Raw genomic sequence first — 18,336 nt, forward strand, 5'->3', positions numbered from 1 at the left:
TATTCTCTTGTCATTGGTAGAGGGTATAAAGAAAATTATACAAATAAAATTAACGTTCCTGTGTATCACGGGAACGTTATAGAATATGATGAAGAGATTATCCTTTATTAAAAGAACACATATCTCTTTTAAACAGCGTGTTATATTAAAATAAAAAGACCATATTCTCGGTGGTATCGATATGGAAATATGATCTTTTATATCTGTTATGGTTTCAGATTTATTCTACAGTCACGGATTTTGCCAGATTACGTGGCTGATCGACATCTGTCCCTTTTAGTAAGGCAACCTCATAAGCAAGATATTGCACTGGTACAGCGTAAAGAATAGGTGCAACGAACGCATCAACATTAGGCATGATGACAATTTCATCAGCAATTTTTTCCAACATGATTGCGCCTGCTTCATCTGTAAAGGCCAAAATGCGTCCCCCTCTGGCTTTGGCTTCCTGCAGATTTGAAACCATTTTATCAAATAAAATGGTAGAAGGTGCGATTGCAACCACAGGGACAGTATGATCAATCAGACTTATAGGACCGTGCTTTAATTCCCCTGCGGGATAGGCTTCCGCATGGATATAGGTGATCTCTTTTAGCTTTAGGGCACCTTCCTGCGCTATAGGCATACAGCTTCCTCTACCGAGATAAAGGACATCCTTCGCCTGAGCGATATGACGTGCCATCGCTTTGATCGGATTGATATTGGCCAGAACTTCTACAACTTTTGAGGGAAGATCAAGTAGCTGATTGGTGTAATTCTGCTCCTGCTTTTCGGTAATGGTGCCCCGTAAACGTGCAAAAGCTAGTGTCATGGCAGCTATTACAGATAATTGTGCGGTGAAGGCTTTTGTTGAAGCGACTGAAATTTCAGGACCAGCATCCATACCTAATACAACATCACTTTCGCGTCCCATTGTCGATTGCTCAACATTAAGGATTGAAACAATATGTTGTTTCTGTGTTTTCAGTGACCGCAAAACCCCTAGAGTATCTGCTGTTTCCCCGGATTGAGAAATGAGCAGAGCCATGCCCTGGTCAGGCTGTGGCACTTCGCGATAACGCAACTCGGAGGCAACGTCACTATTAACAGGCAGGCGTGCTATGGATTCAAGCCAATAACGCCCGACAAGTCCTGCATAATAGGCTGATCCGCACGCTGTAATTGTAATACGAGGAAGTGTTGCGGGATTGAAAGGTAAAGCCGGGAGGGCAATACGCCTTGTTGCAGGGTTAGTAATGCGTTTTAAAGTCTGACCAATTGCAACAGGGTGTTCATGGAGTTCTTTTTCCATAAAATGGCTGAAGCCATCTTTGCCAATCACACCAGATGAAAGCGCCGCTGTCTGGATGGGACGTTCGACTTTTTTGCCATCATAATCAAAAATTTCGACATTCTTGCGTGTAAGGACACACCAGTCCCCATCATCAAGATAGGTAATTTTACGCGATAAGGGAGCCAGAGCCAGACTGTCTGAGCCAAGAAACATTTCCCCGTCCCCATGCCCAATAGCCAGTGGTGCTCCATGACGCGCCCCTATTAACAGATCATCATATCCTTCAAAAATCATAGCAAGTGCATAGGCCCCTTCCAGTCTTCTCAAAGTCTGAAAAGCTGCTTTACGTGGGTCATGACATTCAGAGAGATAGAGATCCAGAAGGTGAGCGATGACCTCAGAATCAGTTTCAGTAGAAAAATGGCGTCCCTTTTCTTCTAGTTCTTTTTTCAGGGAAGCAAAATTTTCTATAATACCATTATGGACAATAGCAACCTTGCCTGCCTTATGGGGATGCGCATTATTTGTTGTGGGAGAACCATGTGTTGCCCACCTTGTGTGACCGATTGCAAGTGTGCCTTCAAGCGGTGTTTCATTAAGCGCTTTTTCAAGATTATCCAGTTTACCTGCGGCTCTGCAACGCATGATCTGCCCTGATAAGGAAATCGTGGCAATGCCAGCGGAATCATAACCGCGATATTCAAGACGCCTTAATGCCTCAAAAACCAGAGGAGTTGCCTGACGATGTCCGATAACGCCACAAATACCACACATATCAGTTCTTTTCCTTCTTGGTTTTAAGGGCTTGTTTATAAGCCAGACCATGGCCTTTTAATATAATCTGACGGGCACGTCCAAAGGCCATGGCCTCGTCAGGTACATTTTCAGTCAGGACACTTCCGGCAGCTGTGAGACTATTTTCTCCAATTCTGATCGGGGCGATCATAATTGTATTAGAACCTATGAAACTATCGGAACCGATTGAAGTTTTATGTTTAAAGATGCCGTCATAATTACATGTGATGGAGCCGGCACCAATATTTGTATTTTCCCCGATGTCGCAGTCACCGAGGTAAGAGAGATGGTTTGCCTTGCTTCCTTTTCCAAGGGTTGTATTTTTTAATTCCACAAAATTTCCGACATGCGTATTTTCTGCACAAATAGTGCCAGGCCGCAAACGAGCAAAGGGGCCGATAATGGCATTTTTTTCAATAGTACAGCCCTCAAGATGAGAGAAAGCACGAATATGAGCGCCTTCTTTTATAGTAACATTCGGGCCGATAAAAACATGTGGCTCAATGAAAACATCCTGCTCAATTACTGTATCAGCACTCAGATATGTGCTTGAAGGATCCTGAAGCGTCACACCATCATTCATGGCTTTTTGCCGATAGCGGCTTTGAAGAATCTGTTCGGCCTGAGCCAGCTCAGAACGTGAGTTGATCCCGACAAGCTCTTCAGGTGAAGCTTCAAGGCAGAAAACAGGCCCTTCTTTTGCAGCTAGGGCAACAATATCAGTCAGATAAAGCTCATTTTGAGCATTATTGGATGTAAGCTTTTTAAGCCAGACTTTTAAGGAAGACGCTTTAGCACAAAGCATCCCTGCATTACAGAGCGTAATGGCACGCTCTTTTGGAGTGGCATCTTTATACTCAACAATACGTTCAATCGTGCCTGCTTCATTTTTAATGAGACGCCCATAATGTGACGGATCCTGGAGAGTCATCCCCATAACTGTCAAAGGTGCCTGATGCTGGCGTCTCAATGAGACAAGGGCGGTAAGGCTTTCTGATGTCACAAGGGGATTATCGGCATAAAGAATGAGAATATCCCCTTCATCTTTCAGAAATTCAGAAGCAATAAGGGCTGCATGGCCCGTTCCATTTCGCTCTGTTTGAATCACGGTTTTGAAAGGATGCACTTCCTGCGCTAACGCATCCATATCAGGCCCAATGACAACGAGGATATCATCATTTAGGGAACGGGCAGTATTAATCAGATGGGTGACTAGAGGGCGCCCGCCCAGAAGCTGCATGGCTTTAGGACGGGTTGATTTCATACGTGTGCCTTTACCGGCGGCTAAAATAACAGTCGTCAAAGAGGGGGTCATAATATGTATCTTCGAGATATTTTATCATAATATGTGTGAGGCGAGGTCGTTCTACTTATGTGAAGAGTCAGCCTCTTTTTTTGCCGGAAGTTCCATCTCTGCTGTGGCAGGTTCAGACTGCAAGACCATTTCAATATCTCCTGCTTTGGGATGATGAAACTGTATTTTTACCGGCACGATACCATAATCCTTGAGCGTCAAGAACCAGGCTTTTCCGGGTTGTGGCGTGTTTAAAAGCTGCTTGTGGTGTGAATGTACAGGAAAGCCCGCTATTTGATAACCGATAAAATCACAACGCTTGGCCATCTGCCCAGAATAAGAAGAAGCATGCGTTTCAGGGATTTTGTCATCCACAGGGCCTTGAGACTCAATATGGGTCAGGCGTAGTCCGTCATATAATGTACCGGATAGGTCACATTTCCCTGTGACAGCCAGGCTTTGAAATAAGGTGGCAAGTCCGCTGAGAATATCCATAGATGTTTTCAGCTTATCCTCAGGCAGTGGATCACGCTCTTTATCCTTGGGTGTCAAAAGCGTTAGATGAGGACCATCTTGTTCAAATTTTATATGAGCGTGACGTTGTTTCTTGCGGGATAAACCAAAGGAATCATATTCCAGAGGCTGTGTTTTTCCGTTTTCAAAACGTCCCAATGTTTCAGCATGAATATCAAGTGTTAAAAACCAGCTTGCCAGTCCGACAGTATAAAGCCTCGCTTTTCCACCATATCCCCAGGGGCGAAGCACATAAGCGCCTTCAGCATCCAGTATGTGAAGACCATGGACAAACACAGCATAGCGTAACGTAACTGCGCTATCTTTTGTCTTGGCAAAAGACGTGTCAGATGGCTTCTGTGCCTGCTCAGTCGTTGCAGGAACAGAAGCTGCAGACTGCGCAAATGAAAGACCATAACTGCTGGAAAGAAGGAGTGTCGCCGCGCCAAGCCGGAAAAAACGCTTACAGAAAGACGGTGCCTTATACGTCAAGATTAGCGACCTTTAAGGCATTATCGACGATAAACTCACGACGTGGTTCAACAACATCACCCATTAATGTTGAGAAAACCTGCCCAGCTTCTTCAATATCACCAATTTTAACCTGCAAAAGAGTCCTGGTTGCTGGATCAAGCGTTGTATGCCAGAGCTGTTCATCATTCATTTCCCCTAGACCTTTAAAGCGGTTAAAGGTTAGTCCGCGACGCCCTTGAGCTAAAACCTGTGTAATCAGATCTCCAGGACCTGCTACTTGGGTCTCTTTTTCATCCATCGTCAAAATGGCAGGTTTTTCAAAAAGTTCTGCGAGATGTGCACCTTGCGCTGCTAAACGTCTGGCTTCCCCTGAGCGTAGGAGTGAATTTTCAAAGGTATGAATTTCATTCACACCACGCACAGAGCGTGCACATGTCAGGCTATGGGAATCTGTTGTAACTTTCCAGCCACGTTCAGTCTCCTTGGAATGATCATCAAGACGTTTCTGAAATTCCGTCAGATGTGCTTCCCTCTGATCCATATCAGCAGTCAGAACACCAGCATTTGCTGCCTGCTCAACAACCCAGAGCGGGATACGTGAAGAAAGAGCATGAAGATCATGTGAAATTAAAGAAAGACGTTTGACTTCGTCAATCAATGCAGTCCCCGTGAAGCTTTGCCCTGTGCAGAACTGCAAGGAACCCTTAGCAAGAGCCTTATCGAACAGATAATCTTCAAGGGCTGCATCATCTTTAAGATAATGCTCTTCCTGTCCCCTTTTTGCCCTGTAAAGGGGGGGTTGTGCAATATAAAGATAACCTTGTTCAATCAGTTCAGGCATCTGCCGGAAGAAGAAGGTGAGAAGTAATGTCCGGATATGAGAGCCATCAACATCAGCATCAGTCATGATAACGATTTTATGATAACGAAGTTTTTCGGCAGAAAATCCACCTTGTTCAACTTCGCCGCGCCCGATGCCAGTTCCTAATGCTGTGATGAGGGTGCCGATCTCAGCCGAACTGAGCATACGGTCAAAACGGGCACGTTCAACATTCAGAATTTTTCCACGTAATGGAAGAATTGCCTGAAAACGTCTGTCCCGCCCCTGCTTGGCCGTCCCACCTGCTGAGTCACCCTCCACGATGAAGATCTCTGCTTTTGAAGCATCACGTTCCTGACAGTCAGCGAGTTTCCCTGGTAGGGAAGAAACGTCCAAGACTCCTTTGCGTCGTGTTAATTCACGTGCTTTACGGGCAGCTTCCCTGGCACTCGCAGCATCAATAACCTTGGAGATAATATTACGCGCTTCTTTAGGATGCGTCTCCAGCCAATGGCTGATAACATCTGCCACAATAGAATGAACAACAGGCTGGACCTCTGAGGAAACAAGCTTATCTTTTGTTTGAGAGGAGAATTTAGGGTCGGGTACTTTAACGGAAAGGACGGCCGTCATCCCTTCACGCATATCTTCACCCGTCATTGCAGAGGCTTCTTTTTTGAAATTCTCTGAAGCATATTTCCCGATGGCACGTGTCAGGGCCTGACGATATCCTGCCAGATGGGTACCACCATCACGCTGGGGAATATTATTGGTAAAGCAAAGCATTGTTTCATGAAAACTGTCATTCCATGAAAGTGCAAATTCAACCTTGATACCGCTTGTCTCTTCTTCAACCTCACCTGTAATAGGCGGCGTAATCAGAGAATTTTTTGAATTATCGAGCCACTGAACAAAAGCACTTAACCCTCCTTCATAATGGAAAGTCATTTCTTTTGGTTCAGCTCCCCGTTCATCACGGAGAATGATCTTCATTCCGGAATTCAGGAATGCGAGCTCTCTGACACGACGCTCAAGAATGGAAAGTTCAAAATTCGTTTTAGTGAATGTCTCAGAACTTGGCTTGAAAGTCACTAATGTGCCGCGTTCTTCTGTAGAGTCTCCAATGACCTTTAAAGGCGCATCACGTTCACCATGCTGGAAACGGATAAAATGTTCTTTTCCTTGGCGCCAGATGCGAACTTCCATCCATTCCGAAAGGGCATTGACAACAGCGGCCCCAACGCCGTGCAAGCCACCGGAGACTTTATAGGAATTCTGATTGAATTTGCCCCCTGCATGAAGTTTGGTCAAAACGACTTCTGCAGCACTTATACCCTCTTCTTCATGCAGGTCTGTTGGAATGCCGCGTCCGTTATCACGGACAGAGATTGAACCATCGCCATTGAGCGTAAGAATACAATATGTAGCAAAGCCTGCTTGCGCTTCATCAACCGCGTTATCAATGATTTCAAAAACCATATGGTGCAGACCGGAACCATCATCCGTATCGCCGATATACATGCCCGGTCTTTTACGGACGGCATCCAGCCCTTTGAGGACTGATATAGAAGAGGCTCCATAATCTTCAGCATTTTGTGTGTTTGCTGGCTGGTTTTGAGTCTCTGTCATGCCTGCTGATCGCTCCAAATATCGGTCTCGAAAATCTCTCTTAATATAATGACATTATGAATAATGTGCCAGAGCCTAAATCACCCTCTATCTCTTCGTGAAAACGACTCACTTGGGCCGGTAAAAAGATGCTTTTTCGAGTGATCCATCACTGATCGTGAAGAAATCAGCTTTATTGCTCAAAGTGGCAAAATCATTCTGCTCTGTGCCAGTGATAAATATGGAATTCCCAAACTCACCAAGTGTTGTCAGTAAAGCATTACGTTTTTTTGTATCTAGATGAACAAGAGGTTCATCAAGGAGAATAAAAGGTAATTCTCCCCAGGTTTGTGAGACAAGAAAGGCATGATGAAGGATTATTCCCAGGAGCATGATTTTTTGCTGTCCGGAGCTTGATAAATAGGCAGAACGGTTTGTTTTTCTGTCTCTTAAAGAAAAATCACTTTTATGTACGCCTGAAGAAGTAATGGCTTTTTTTGCATCAATAAATCGGGTTTGTTTTAATTTATGCCTAAGCCAGTCTTCAACATAAAGGGCTGGTTTTTTTTGCAGAAGATCAGCTATTTCACAATGAATATCTATATAAGTAGCTGGAAATTCACTATCAAATGAAGAAAGATTATTCATTCTTTCAATAAATGATAAACGCGTTGCTGTTGCTGCCACTGCATGACGACTGATTGATTCTTCGATAGCATCCAGCCAGAGGGGATCATGATGTGGGTCAGATAAAAGACGGTTGCGACTCATGACAGAGCGTTCATGGGCAGCCATTTGAGAAACGTGATCAGGGTAAAGTGTCATTACGAGGCGATCAAAAAAACGCCGTCTACCGGATATACTTTCGGTAAAAAGTTTGTCCATCTGTGGTGTAAGCCAGACACATCGAAAAAGCGATGCCACCACATTCTGACTTCTAACCGGTTCTCCATCTAAAAGGAAAAGTCTTTTTTTTATTTTCTGTGGGGTAGGACCTGGAAGCACTCCTGTTGAAAGGAGGAAGGATTGTTCATGATCTGAAATTTTTCCGGCTATCCCCCATTCTAAAGTGCCGTTGCGGCAGAACTGTTGCAGGGAAGCATTCCGCAATCCACGCCCAGGGGCCAGAAGTGAAACAGCTTCCAGAAGGTTTGTCTTGCCACTGCCATTTTCTCCTGTAAGCACAGCAATGGGAGCCTGTGGCTCCCATATGCAGCGTTCATAATTACGAAAATTAGTCAGGGTAAGACGGGCAAGCCTCAATAGGAAGTCTTACACTCGGATAGGCATCAGAACAAAAAGGGCTGATGGCTCCTGTGTATCCTGTATCAAGGTTGGAGACGCGCTATCGGCAAAAAGAAAATCTGCTTCAGCATCAATCTGGTCTGTAATGTCAGTCAGATAACGGGCCTGGAACCCGATTTCCAGAGGTTCAGCTTCGTAGGTCACACTATTTTCATCAAGCTCTTCCTGCGCCATACCCTGATCTGGACTGGTCGCAGATAAAATCAGATGATTTTGCCCTAAAGCCAGTTTGATAGGACGTGAACGCTCAAGACTGATCGCAGCAACACGTCCGATTGCAATGCCCAGAGCCTGTTTGGATACGCGTAATTTACGTTTATTATTACGTGGAATGACGCGTTCATATTCCGGGAATGTACCGTCAACCAGCTTGGATGTCAGCATCACTGAGCCGATTTTAAATTGAATTCGCGTCTCCGAAAGAGCGACGATAACTTCAGCATCATTTTCGTCAAGGAGCTTACGTAATTCTGCGACGGTCTTGCGGGGGATGATAACACCCGGCATCGCCTTTGCTCCAGAAGGAAGCTCTGTATCAAACAGGGCTAATCTATGTCCATCAGTCGCAACGGAACGTAAGGTCTTTTCCTTATCCTTGGTTCCCACATGGAGATAAATACCATTAAGATAATAGCGTGTTTCCTCATTCGACATTGCGAATTTGGTGCGGTCAATCAAGGCACGCAAAGTTGGTACGGGAAGTGTAAAATTATGTGGCAGGTCCCCTGCAACCATGGCTGGGAAATCGTCAACCGGAAGAACATTCAGTTCTGTTGCAAAACGCCCAGCCTTCAATCCCAGAGGGTTTTCAGGAGCGGTTTGCTCAAATTCAATCGTATCAGCGCCTGCAAGTTTGCGGACAATTTCGTAAAGCACTGATGCAGGAACCGTAACAGAACCAGCCTCTCCTCCAGGTGCACTGATTTCCTCGACAATGGCAATTTCCATGTCGGTCCCGGTTAGTTTCAAGGTTGTACCATCATAATTGAGAAGTACATTGGCAAGGATGGGGATTGTATTACGCTTTTCAGCAACACCATGGATGTGGGCAAGTGCACGTAGCAGGGGTGCCTGTTCAGCCTTAAATCTCATGTCTAGTCCCAAATCCTTACATAAAATAGAGTGTTTGATATTAGCAGAATGTGTTTATGAAGCAAATGCCTCTTAAAACATGAATATTAACTTTCAAGCATACGCTTCAAGAGTTCAACACTTTCAGCGAAAGAAGGATCCTGCTCCATTAGCTCGGCAACACGGGCGACTGCATGCATTACGGTTGTGTGGTCACGATTGCCAAATTTCCGACCAATTTCAGGTAAGCTTCTGCTTGTCAGATTTTTTGCAAGATACATAGCAACCTGCCGTGGCCGGGCAACAGCTCGTGCGCGCCGTGCTGAGGACATATCCGTTAATCTGATATTCCAATGTTCTGCGACTTTGCGTTGTATTTCATCAATCGTTACGCGGCGCTCATGGGCTTTGAGCATATCTTTCAGCACATCCTGAGTCGATTCCAATGTTACAGGACGTCCAACAAGGTCCGCGTGTGCAATAAGACGGTTTAAGGCACCTTCTAGCTCACGTACGTTGGAAGTGATTTTATGTGCCAGATATTCCATGACTTTTGCAGGCACTGGTGTGCCGGATGCACGAGCTTTTGCTTCAAGGATAGATAGACGTAATTCAAAGGTCGTTGCATGAATGTCAGCGACCATACCGCAGCCTAATCTTGTACGCAGTCTGTCCTCCAGCCCGGAAAGGTCGGACGGGCTTTTATCTGCACTGACAATGATTTGTCTTCCTGCATCGACGAGGGCATTAAATGTGTGAAAAAACTCTTCCTGCGTGTTGTCCTTGCCAATCAGAAACTGCAAATCGTCAATCATCAGAACATCGACCGATCGTAGCTGCTCTTTAAATTCCATAGTGGATTGAGAGCGGATTGAGGCAATGAAACGATACATGAATTTTTCTGCTGACATATAGGCAACAGAAACGGTTCCTGTATTGATTAGTTCAGAGCCGATCGCGTGCATAAGATGTGTTTTGCCAAGCCCTACCCCACCATAAAGAAATAGTGGATTAAAACCAGGGCTTGAGGGTTTTTCTGCAACGCGACGTGCGCAGGCATAGGCAAACTCATTGGGTTTGCCAACGACAAAACTGTCAAAAGTAAAACGGGGGTCAAGCGGTGCAGCGAGGTCATTACGACTCTCCTGTACATGCAGAAGCGATGAATCTGCTGCCATATCAGTTGCAGATTCAAGGGCGGGCTCTATGGAAAGATTGTCTTTATCGCTCTGTATTCCATCAGCTTGTGTTGTGGGGGCGCCTTTTCTAACCTGAAGCTCGACGCGTTGAACGATTGGGGTTTCGTGGCGCCATAATGTCTGCAGCCGTTCACCATATTGTTCGCGTACCCAGTCTCTTAAAAAACGGGAGGGCAGATAAAGAACAATCTCGTTTTCATCGAGTGGGCCTAAAATAATCTGCTGAAGCCAGGTTCGGTATTCGACTTCCCCCACTTCGCTTTTGAGTCTGTCACGAACGCGGACCCAGGCAGCCTCTAAAAGAGACTGTGCAGAAGAGGGCATGACTTCCTGTAATTGAGTCTTTTCCACCTTCTGAATCTCCGCTTCTCATGTGATGATGACCGGCAAGCGACTCCCGATTATCGCCCGTTTCATCGTCACTTAAATAATATGAACTCTAACTCTGATGATTGTATGATTAGTCTGTGGCACTATGAGACGCAAGCTATCCCTCTCCCGTTTTTTATAGCGTAAGAAGAAAGTGGGATAAAAAACGCCCCCATGGGAGGGGGCGCAGCAAATCTCAAAAAGCAAGGAAGATTTTAAAATCTTCCTAAACAGTCTTAAGCAGCAAGTTTTTTCACACTCAGAGACAGACGTGAAAGTTTACGGCTTACCGTATTTTTGGAGATCACACCTTTACTGACAGCGCGCTGCATTTCAGGCTGGGCAACACGAAGTGCTTCTGTAGCAGCGGCTTTATCACCAGCAAGGATAGCTTTTTCTACATTTTTGATGAAAGTACGCATGCGGGACAGTCGAGCCGTATTACGCATACGGCGGCGTACGTTCTGACGGATGCGCTTACGAGCCGAAGGGTTATTTGCCATGTGTCTTCCCGGTTCTTTCTACGAAAAATTGAGCTTTAATGATGCTTGCCCTCTACTCTGCAATAAAGGATACGTCAAGTGCTTTGCTTGCAAAATTTACGTTTATCTTTGTTTTCTGGGGCAATAAAAACTTGATCGTCCTGACTGTATGATACGTTCAATACCATGACATCCTGGCGCACCTGGACATGTGGGGCATGCCATTCCTTCTCTTCCGTAAACCTGATGCAGTTTTTGGAAATCCCCTTTCTGACCATCTGTTTTGACATAATCACGTAATGTCGAGCCACCAGCATTAACAGCCTGTTGTAAAATTTCTGGAATAATCCTGCATAACGCGTCTATTTCAGAATAAGTCAGGCTCATTGCCTCTCTTGCTGGGTGAATTGCAGCCCTAAAAAGGGCCTCACAGACGTAGATATTCCCTAACCCTGCAATGATTTTCTGATCAAGAAGAGTAGCCTTTATAGATGTATGTTTTCTGCTGAAAATTTCCTGAAGATAGTCTGCTTGCAGGGCATCTGGGCTCAGAGGTTCAAGCCCTAAATGACTAAGTAATGGAAATATATTTTCTTTATTTGTTTCAAAAAGGCTTATAAGCCCGAATCGTCTGGGATCAACCAGAGATATTTTAACCCCTTTATCAGTAATGACACAGAAATGCTCATGCTTGCGTAATTGGTCAGGTAATGGGAGCACATCAATAAAAATTCGCCCGCTCATTCCCAGATGAATTAATAAGGTCACTTCATTATCAAAATCAGCCAGGATATATTTGGCTCGTCTGCGCAATCTTATGACTTTTTGATGAGATAAAATCTTTTTTAGGCCCACTGGAAAAGGTTTTCGCAGATCTTGGCGATTAACAGAAACATGTTCAAGCTGGCGACCTTCAAGGACTGGAATTAGCCCTTGCATGATGGTTTCGACTTCAGGCAATTCTGGCATAATGTACTAGGATAAGCTAACGATGGTTTTATGACTGATAATGATCATTTGAATTCCTCTTCTTATTCCGGATCTTCACAGGAAGATATGACGGATTTCGGCTTCAGAAATGTCCCTCGTGAGGAGAAAAAGCCTCTCGTAAGGCATGTTTTTGAAAGTGTTGCCAGTAAATATGATATCATGAATGACGCAATGTCTCTTGGTATTCATCGCCTCTGGAAGCGTATTTTTATCACAGAGCTGGCGCCAGGCCCTGATCTGAAGCTGCTGGACTTGGCGGGAGGAACGGGAGATATCACTTTTGGCTGGCTTAAACGTGGCGGCGGATCGGCTATTTTATCAGATATTAATGCTGCTATGCTGGAAGTAGGGCGTGAACGGGCTATCAAAGAAGGCCTGATTGACAGGATCGAGGTCAAAGAAGTCGACGCTGAAGCGCTTCCCTTCTCTGATTGTTCCATGGATCGTGTTTCAATGGCTTTTGGCCTAAGAAACTGCACCGATAAGAATGCTGTTTTGCGCGAAGTCCGGCGTGTCTTAAAACCAGGCGGGCATTTTTGCTGTCTTGAGTTTTCCAAAGTAGCTGTCGCAGCTCTCTCACCTGTTTATGATCTCTGGTCATTCCAGATATTGCCACGTATGGGGCAAATGATTGCCGGAGATTCAGAAAGTTACCAATATCTGGCAGAAAGTATTCGCATGTTCCCTGATCAGGAAACATTGGCTTCAATGATGCGTGAGGCAGGGTTGGAACATGTCACTTACAAAAATCTCTCTGGCGGGATTGTTGCCATTCACTCTGGATGGCGTTTGTAATCCTTTTTTGCATAATAATTATTCGCAAAGATGAGTCAGAAAAATGCCTGTTAATGGTATTGAAAATAAGAAACGGATCATTCTGATCATAGGCGGTGGTATAGCAGCTTTTAAAGCTTTGGAAGTTGCGCGTCTTTTGCGGAAAAAAGGCGCTATTGTCACACCGGTTATGACGCGATCAGCAGAAGAATTTGTTACAAAATTATCGGTTGAAACTTTATGCGGAGAGCCTGTTCGTAACGAACTGCTTTCAGCCAATCAGGAAAGTCAGATCAGTCATATCGCTCTTGCGCGTTCCGCTGATGCCGTGCTCGTTTGCCCTGCTACTGCCAATCTTCTTGCCCGTATGACGCATGGTCTGGCAGATGATCTGGCAACAACGATTCTCCTTGCGACGACAGCACCGATTTACGTAGCGCCTGCGATGAATGTGCGTATGTGGGAACATCCTGCCACTCAAGCCAATAGAACGACCCTCCAGAAAAGGGGGGTACGTTTTATCGGTCCTGTTGAGGGAGAAATGGCTTGTGGTGAATTCGGCATCGGACGTCTTGCATCTCCTGAAGATATTGCCGAGGTGCTTTTCACATCTTCAGATGAAAATTCATGCCTGCGTGGACGTAAATTTTTGGTGACAGCCGGTCCTACATGTGAGCCAATCGATCCTGTACGTTATATTTCCAATCATTCCTCAGGGTTACAGGGTTTCGCTATTGCTGAAGTCCTGGCGCAGAGTGGCGCAGAAGTAACTCTTGTAAGTGGTCCTGTCTCATTGCCTACGCCTGCCCATGTAAAACGGGTCAATGTCGTCACCGCCTGTGATATGCTGAAAGAATCCCTGGCGGCATTACCTGTTGACGGGATGATCGCCGTTGCCGCTGTCAGTGACTGGCGTGTTGAAATCCCATCAGGGGAAAAGCTGAAAAAAGGTCTTCATGACCTTTCAACCATGAAGCTGGTTGAAAATCCTGATATTCTGGCGACAATAGGGGCAGATGAAAACCGCCCTGCTCTTGTGATAGGGTTTGCGGCAGAAACAGAGAATCTCATCAATTATGCCTATGAGAAACGCAAGAAAAAAGGCTGTGACTGGCTTTTGGCCAATAATGTAAAAACAGGGGTTTTCGGCAAAGAATATAATCAGGTCTCTTTGCTTGATGATCGGGGGGTTGAAAATTGGCCTGCCGAAAGCAAAAAAGAGATTGCGCGCCGTTTGGTAAAGAAAATTGCAGCCTATTTTAATCAGATATAAGTGAGATAATAATTTTATGACAAACCCTGTGACTGTTAATGTTGTTCAGTTGCCACATTTTGAAGGGCTTGCTCTTCCCTCTTACGCAACAGCAGGGGCTGCTGGAGTGGATTTTGTTGCTGCAATCGAAACGCCTATGGTCATCACGCCAGGGCAACGTGTGATAGTCCCTACAGGGTTGAAAGTCGCTATACCTGAAGGTTATGAATTACAGATTCGTCCACGCTCAGGCCTCGCACTTAAAAATGGTATTACATTACCTAATGCCCCGGGAACCATTGACGAAGATTATCGTGGCGAAATTTGCATCATTATTCTTAATGCGGGAACAGAGACGTTTACGATTGAAAGAGGTATGAGAATAGCGCAAGGTATCCTTGCGCCAGTGACACGTTTAACCTGGCGAAAATGTGTTAGTCTCGACGAAACTGACAGGGGTCATAGTGGCTTTGGTAGTACAGGGCTTCAGTAAAGCCTTTCACGACAAAAGCAAGGTAGGAGAGATGATCGGTCGATTATCCATAAAAAGGGCATGAGACCGTCATTAACTGTGCCCTCTGGTTTCAGGCAGGCTGTTAGCCATTTCTTAAGGAAAGACCGGCTATTGAGGCTCTGCCTTATTCTGGGGGGAATGGTTTGCCTGATTGTGTTTTTCAGCAATGGTTCGTGGTTGTCACGACCCGATCAGGTAAGATCTGCATTCCAGCAGCCTCTATTTTTTCAAGGTGATTTTTGGCGTGATAGTGCTGTTAGTTTTTTTGAAGTCTTAGCAGCTTTTTTTATAACAACTTTATCCGTCTTACTTATTTTTTCCATATCGGCACTTTCTTGCCAGATCCGATCATTTTTACGCTCTCTGATGTCAGTTCTGGGGGTTGTGCCTATGATCACTCTGGCTGGAATCATTAATCTTTTTCTTGATGATTTCTGGTCAGTCAGTTTTCTGGCAGCATCAACGCTAATTGTGCGCTGTGTCAGCCCTGTTTTAAAGATAGATCCCTATATTCCGCCATTGCTGCTTAAGAGTGCCAAGGCGATGAGATTGAAATCATGGCAGCAATTCTGGAAATTACATGTGCCTTTTGCGTACCCTGCTATGATACGTTCAACAGCTCTGGAAATGCCACATTTCTGGATCAGGTTTCTGGGAGCTGAATGGCTTTTCTCCCTGCTAAATCCTGCTACAGGCCATGGGTTGGGCGGATATGTTTTTCTTTGTCTGAAACTACATGATTTCTTCGAGTTCTGCGAAGTTTTTTGCGTAATTGCCCTTTTGATAGCCATCGTCCATATTTTCGGTATAAGACCTTTTTTAAAACGTATTCACCGTTACGATCTCTCCTCCCTCTCTCTGGTTAAAAATATACAGTTTGAAAGATATGAGCTTTGTGCGGGCAGTTTTTTGAAAAATTCGGCCGTTACGATCTTTCTTCTTATCTTGGCTTGCGTTTTCTTCGTTGCAACAAGCTATAATTTTGCTGATCTGTCTATTTCAATCTTCAGGGATGTTCTTCTATGGGGAACTATATCAGGAGCAGCACTGCTTATCTGGATCGTGATTGGCAGTATGACGATAAAAGCTCTCCCCTCTTTTCGTGCTCAGGCTCGCTCCTTGGCATATATAAGTAATATTCTCCCATTTTTTCTCTTATGCCCATTAATAAACTCTCTGTGGGAGGAAGTTTTACTCTTTACGTTTATTATTCAGGGGGCTTACGGCGCGAGTGTCTTTTTTCGTGATGACGATCCGTCCAGAGATGATCTGATGAATGTTGCCTATCGCTTGCGTCTGTCTCATTATCAGATATGGCGACATGTAAAAATCATGCTTCTGGCGCCTTCTCTCGCAAGGGGCGCGTTGCTGGGATCCTATTCCTTATGGGATCTGCTTTTGCTAGGCAATGTCATGATTGCCACGAATATTTCCCAGCAGGGTAGTAATTTGGGGACATTATTTTTGACGTCCCTACAGACGGGTCAGTATATCTTTCAGATAGGGCTGTTCCTTTTGATAACGGCAATATCTTATGGTTTGACGTACCTATTCCTTTTCCCACTTAGCGTAGAAACTCATCGCAAGTACAGGATGCATCCATGACAGATATTCTCAGATTGAGTGACTGTACTCAGGCTGCCCGTAAATCACGACAGCAAAATATTGTCGTTGTTGAAAAAGTCAGCTTCAGCGTTAAGGAAGGAGAGATTTTAGGGCTATTGGGGCGTTCAGGATCAGGAAAATCAAGCCTGCTGGATATTATGAGCGGTCTGGATAAGCCAGTCGAAGGGACAGTTTACTGGGCAGATCATATAGCGACGCCTAGAGATTTTGAAAAAGTCTCCATAGTCCTGCAGGATGACGCTCTATTTCCTTGGCTGACGATCGAAGAAAATATTCGACTTGCTCTTGAATCAAGTGTTTTGAATAAGGCAGAAAAAAATGAACGCGTTATGCGTATTATCGAGATCATGGATCTTGATGGTTATGAAAGCGCCTTTCCGCGGGAATTATCACAGACACTTTGTCAACGCACGGCACTTGCTCGTGCTTTTGTCCGCAATCCTGAACTGTTACTGCTTGATGAGCCTTTTCTCAATCTCGAATTATTGGGTGCAGAAAATTTACGTACGGATCTGATCGAATTATGGATTGATAAAAGACTAAAACCCCTGAAATCTATGGTTCTGGCGACTCATGCGATTGAAGAAGCTGTTCTGATGTGTGACAGGATTTTGCTTTTTTCTTCTTCTCCCGGGAAAATATCATTTGAAATTCCTGTACCATTTCCGCACCCTCGGAATAGAGAGGACAAATCTTTCCGGGCGTTTGTGGACCAGGTCTATTCTCTTATGACCAGAAGAGCACCTTCTATTTCTGAAGCTGATCTTTCAGAGGTTCCGTCAGATGTCGCGGACAAGACAGATGAAGAAGAGAATTTTATCGCCTTACCCGATCTTTCCATTGAGGTTCTGGTAGGATTGATTGAAGTCCTGGGAAGTGACAATTTTTCCGGCCGTGCAGATTTACCTGAACTCGCACAGCGCCTTCAGATGACGCTTGATGACCTCTTTCCATTGGGTGAGACATTACAGCTTCTTGATCTTGCACAGCTTGAAGATGGAGACATTATTCTTACCCCGACTGGACGTATTTTTGTAGAAGGAGATGCGGATGCACGCCGTGATATCATGCGGACCGCCCTCCTACGCGCGCTCCCTCTTTTAAGACTTATTAGAAATAGTCTTGATGAGCGTTCCAATCATAGTGTTAGTGCTGAGGTCATCAGACATGTTCTTGAAAAAACGATGTCGCAGAACTATGCCCAACAGACATTAAACACTGCCATTGCCTGGGCCAGATATGCTGGTCTTTTCATATATGATGAGGAATCGGATAAATTATTGCTCGAAGATGAGGATTAATGCCGAGTATTTTCAGAAGAATCTTTTAAAAAATAGCTCTGATAAAGCTTTCGTGCCTTAATGATTTTTGGGGTTATAACGACTCTGCAATAAGCAGCATTCTGATGTTTTGTATAATAATCATGATGCTCCGCTTCGGCCTCCCAGAAAATGGTCGGTCCTTCAATTGATGTGACGACTGGGTCAGGCCATATACATGCCTCGTCGATCTCTTTTTTAACACTCTGCGCTATTTTCTGTTGGTCTTGATTGCCAAAAATGACAGAGCGATATTGCGTTCCTACATCATTTCCCTGCCGATTGAGCTGTGTCGGGTCGTGGGTTGTAAAGAAAATTCTCAAGAGATCATTGAGTGAAATTTCCTCAGGGTCATAATTGATTTCAACGACTTCAGCATGTCCTGTATGGCCAGCACAAACTTGTTCATATACTGGGTGATGAACTGCCCCGCCAGCATAACCAGGTCTGATTGAAATAACGCCTCTCAGGTCTTTAAAAACAGCTTCTACGCACCAGAAGCACCCACCACCTAATAGAATTGTTTCATACCCTGTCATGGATTATCCTCCTGTTCTTAATAAATACGTTTTCTTTTTATGACTGGAAATTCAAGATTTTTTTTCATATATTACTCAAAAATCTATTTTTAAGTAATTTGTTGCCATAAAAGTCATAA

Annotated in this window: 15 protein-coding genes; 5 read left to right on the forward strand and 10 right to left on the reverse strand. The window is 44.7% G+C overall.

The annotated features are described in order from the left end of the window. Positions 1–220 precede the first annotated feature (220 nt). The 9 genes from glmS to mutM form a co-directional block, all read right to left on the reverse strand. Positions 221–2,047, reverse strand: coding sequence for a glutamine--fructose-6-phosphate transaminase (isomerizing) (gene glmS / locus AC3B6P_RS06760; RefSeq protein WP_489805330.1), 1,827 nt, complete (start codon positions 2,045–2,047; stop codon positions 221–223). 1 nt (position 2,048) lies between these two features. After that, positions 2,049–3,383: a bifunctional UDP-N-acetylglucosamine diphosphorylase/glucosamine-1-phosphate N-acetyltransferase GlmU gene (gene glmU, locus AC3B6P_RS06765; RefSeq protein ID WP_489805331.1), complete on the reverse strand. Its 1,335-nt coding sequence runs from the start codon at positions 3,381–3,383 to the stop codon at positions 2,049–2,051. A gap of 51 nt (positions 3,384–3,434) precedes the next feature. Further along, the gene (locus tag AC3B6P_RS06770; RefSeq protein WP_489805332.1) at positions 3,435–4,367 is read right to left on the reverse strand and encodes a DUF3108 domain-containing protein; all 933 of its coding nucleotides are present in this window, start codon (positions 4,365–4,367) and stop codon (positions 3,435–3,437) included. Next, entirely contained in the window at positions 4,357–6,798 is a 2,442-nt protein-coding gene (gyrB, locus tag AC3B6P_RS06775) for a DNA topoisomerase (ATP-hydrolyzing) subunit B (RefSeq protein WP_489805333.1), read from the reverse strand. The genes AC3B6P_RS06770 and gyrB overlap by 11 nt, the downstream gene beginning before the upstream one ends. Positions 6,799–6,906: 108 nt before the next feature. Next, positions 6,907–8,040: a DNA replication/repair protein RecF gene (gene recF, locus AC3B6P_RS06780; protein ID WP_489805334.1), complete on the reverse strand. Its 1,134-nt coding sequence runs from the start codon at positions 8,038–8,040 to the stop codon at positions 6,907–6,909. Between the two features lie 9 nt (positions 8,041–8,049). Continuing rightward, complete coding sequence (gene dnaN, locus AC3B6P_RS06785) at positions 8,050–9,174, reverse strand: DNA polymerase III subunit beta (RefSeq protein ID WP_489805335.1); 1,125 nt, start codon at positions 9,172–9,174, stop codon at positions 8,050–8,052. Between the two features lie 86 nt (positions 9,175–9,260). After that, positions 9,261–10,676: a chromosomal replication initiator protein DnaA gene (gene dnaA, locus AC3B6P_RS06790; RefSeq protein ID WP_489805562.1), complete on the reverse strand. Its 1,416-nt coding sequence runs from the start codon at positions 10,674–10,676 to the stop codon at positions 9,261–9,263. A gap of 281 nt (positions 10,677–10,957) precedes the next feature. Further along, positions 10,958–11,224 carry a 30S ribosomal protein S20 gene (rpsT, locus tag AC3B6P_RS06795; RefSeq protein WP_489805336.1) on the reverse strand — a complete coding sequence of 89 codons (267 nt, stop codon included), beginning with the start codon at positions 11,222–11,224 and terminating at the stop codon, positions 10,958–10,960. 102 nt (positions 11,225–11,326) lie between these two features. Continuing rightward, entirely contained in the window at positions 11,327–12,172 is an 846-nt protein-coding gene (mutM, locus tag AC3B6P_RS06800; protein WP_489805337.1) for a bifunctional DNA-formamidopyrimidine glycosylase/DNA-(apurinic or apyrimidinic site) lyase, read from the reverse strand. 30 nt (positions 12,173–12,202) lie between these two features. On the opposite strand from mutM, the gene AC3B6P_RS06805 reads away from it, so the two are divergent. The 5 genes from AC3B6P_RS06805 to AC3B6P_RS06825 are packed head-to-tail and all read left to right on the forward strand — an operon-like array spanning position 12,203 to position 17,660. Then, positions 12,203–12,988 carry a class I SAM-dependent methyltransferase gene (locus AC3B6P_RS06805; RefSeq protein ID WP_489805338.1) on the forward strand — a complete coding sequence of 262 codons (786 nt, stop codon included), beginning with the start codon at positions 12,203–12,205 and terminating at the stop codon, positions 12,986–12,988. A 43-nt stretch (positions 12,989–13,031) separates the two neighbouring features. After that, positions 13,032–14,240 (forward strand): bifunctional phosphopantothenoylcysteine decarboxylase/phosphopantothenate--cysteine ligase CoaBC, encoded by a 1,209-nt coding sequence (gene coaBC, locus AC3B6P_RS06810; protein WP_489805339.1) that lies wholly within the window; start codon positions 13,032–13,034, stop codon positions 14,238–14,240. Between the two features lie 16 nt (positions 14,241–14,256). After that, positions 14,257–14,712: a dUTP diphosphatase gene (dut, locus tag AC3B6P_RS06815; protein WP_489805340.1), complete on the forward strand. Its 456-nt coding sequence runs from the start codon at positions 14,257–14,259 to the stop codon at positions 14,710–14,712. 60 nt (positions 14,713–14,772) lie between these two features. Next, positions 14,773–16,338 carry an ABC transporter permease subunit gene (locus tag AC3B6P_RS06820; RefSeq protein WP_489805341.1) on the forward strand — a complete coding sequence of 522 codons (1,566 nt, stop codon included), beginning with the start codon at positions 14,773–14,775 and terminating at the stop codon, positions 16,336–16,338. Continuing rightward, the gene (locus AC3B6P_RS06825) at positions 16,335–17,660 is read left to right on the forward strand and encodes an ABC transporter ATP-binding protein (protein WP_489805342.1); all 1,326 of its coding nucleotides are present in this window, start codon (positions 16,335–16,337) and stop codon (positions 17,658–17,660) included. Before AC3B6P_RS06820 ends, AC3B6P_RS06825 begins: the two co-directional genes overlap by 4 nt. Here the strand turns inward: AC3B6P_RS06825 and msrA are convergent. Next, positions 17,657–18,217: a peptide-methionine (S)-S-oxide reductase MsrA gene (gene msrA / locus AC3B6P_RS06830; RefSeq protein ID WP_489805343.1), complete on the reverse strand. Its 561-nt coding sequence runs from the start codon at positions 18,215–18,217 to the stop codon at positions 17,657–17,659. The genes AC3B6P_RS06825 and msrA overlap by 4 nt on opposite strands. Between the last annotated feature and the right edge of the window lie 119 nt (positions 18,218–18,336).

Source organism: Aristophania sp. ESL1142 (genome assembly GCF_058107345.1).

What these genes read in the sequence shown, in the direction of transcription:
- glmS (WP_489805330.1), bottom strand. Translation starts at nt 2,047, where the DNA reads ATGTGTGGTATTTGTGGCGTTATCGGACATCGTCAGGCAACTCCTCTG.
- glmU (WP_489805331.1), bottom strand. Translation starts at nt 3,383, where the DNA reads ATGACCCCCTCTTTGACGACTGTTATTTTAGCCGCCGGTAAAGGCACA.
- gyrB (WP_489805333.1), bottom strand. Translation starts at nt 6,798, where the DNA reads ATGACAGAGACTCAAAACCAGCCAGCAAACACACAAAATGCTGAAGAT.
- dnaN (WP_489805335.1), bottom strand. Translation starts at nt 9,174, where the DNA reads ATGAGATTTAAGGCTGAACAGGCACCCCTGCTACGTGCACTTGCCCAC.
- dnaA (WP_489805562.1), bottom strand. Translation starts at nt 10,676, where the DNA reads ATGCCCTCTTCTGCACAGTCTCTTTTAGAGGCTGCCTGGGTCCGCGTT.
- rpsT (WP_489805336.1), bottom strand. Translation starts at nt 11,224, where the DNA reads ATGGCAAATAACCCTTCGGCTCGTAAGCGCATCCGTCAGAACGTACGC.
- mutM (WP_489805337.1), bottom strand. Translation starts at nt 12,172, where the DNA reads ATGCCAGAATTGCCTGAAGTCGAAACCATCATGCAAGGGCTAATTCCA.
- AC3B6P_RS06805 (WP_489805338.1), top strand. Translation starts at nt 12,203, where the DNA reads ATGACTGATAATGATCATTTGAATTCCTCTTCTTATTCCGGATCTTCA.
- coaBC (WP_489805339.1), top strand. Translation starts at nt 13,032, where the DNA reads ATGCCTGTTAATGGTATTGAAAATAAGAAACGGATCATTCTGATCATA.
- dut (WP_489805340.1), top strand. Translation starts at nt 14,257, where the DNA reads ATGACAAACCCTGTGACTGTTAATGTTGTTCAGTTGCCACATTTTGAA.
- AC3B6P_RS06820 (WP_489805341.1), top strand. Translation starts at nt 14,773, where the DNA reads ATGAGACCGTCATTAACTGTGCCCTCTGGTTTCAGGCAGGCTGTTAGC.
- AC3B6P_RS06825 (WP_489805342.1), top strand. Translation starts at nt 16,335, where the DNA reads ATGACAGATATTCTCAGATTGAGTGACTGTACTCAGGCTGCCCGTAAA.
- msrA (WP_489805343.1), bottom strand. Translation starts at nt 18,217, where the DNA reads ATGACAGGGTATGAAACAATTCTATTAGGTGGTGGGTGCTTCTGGTGC.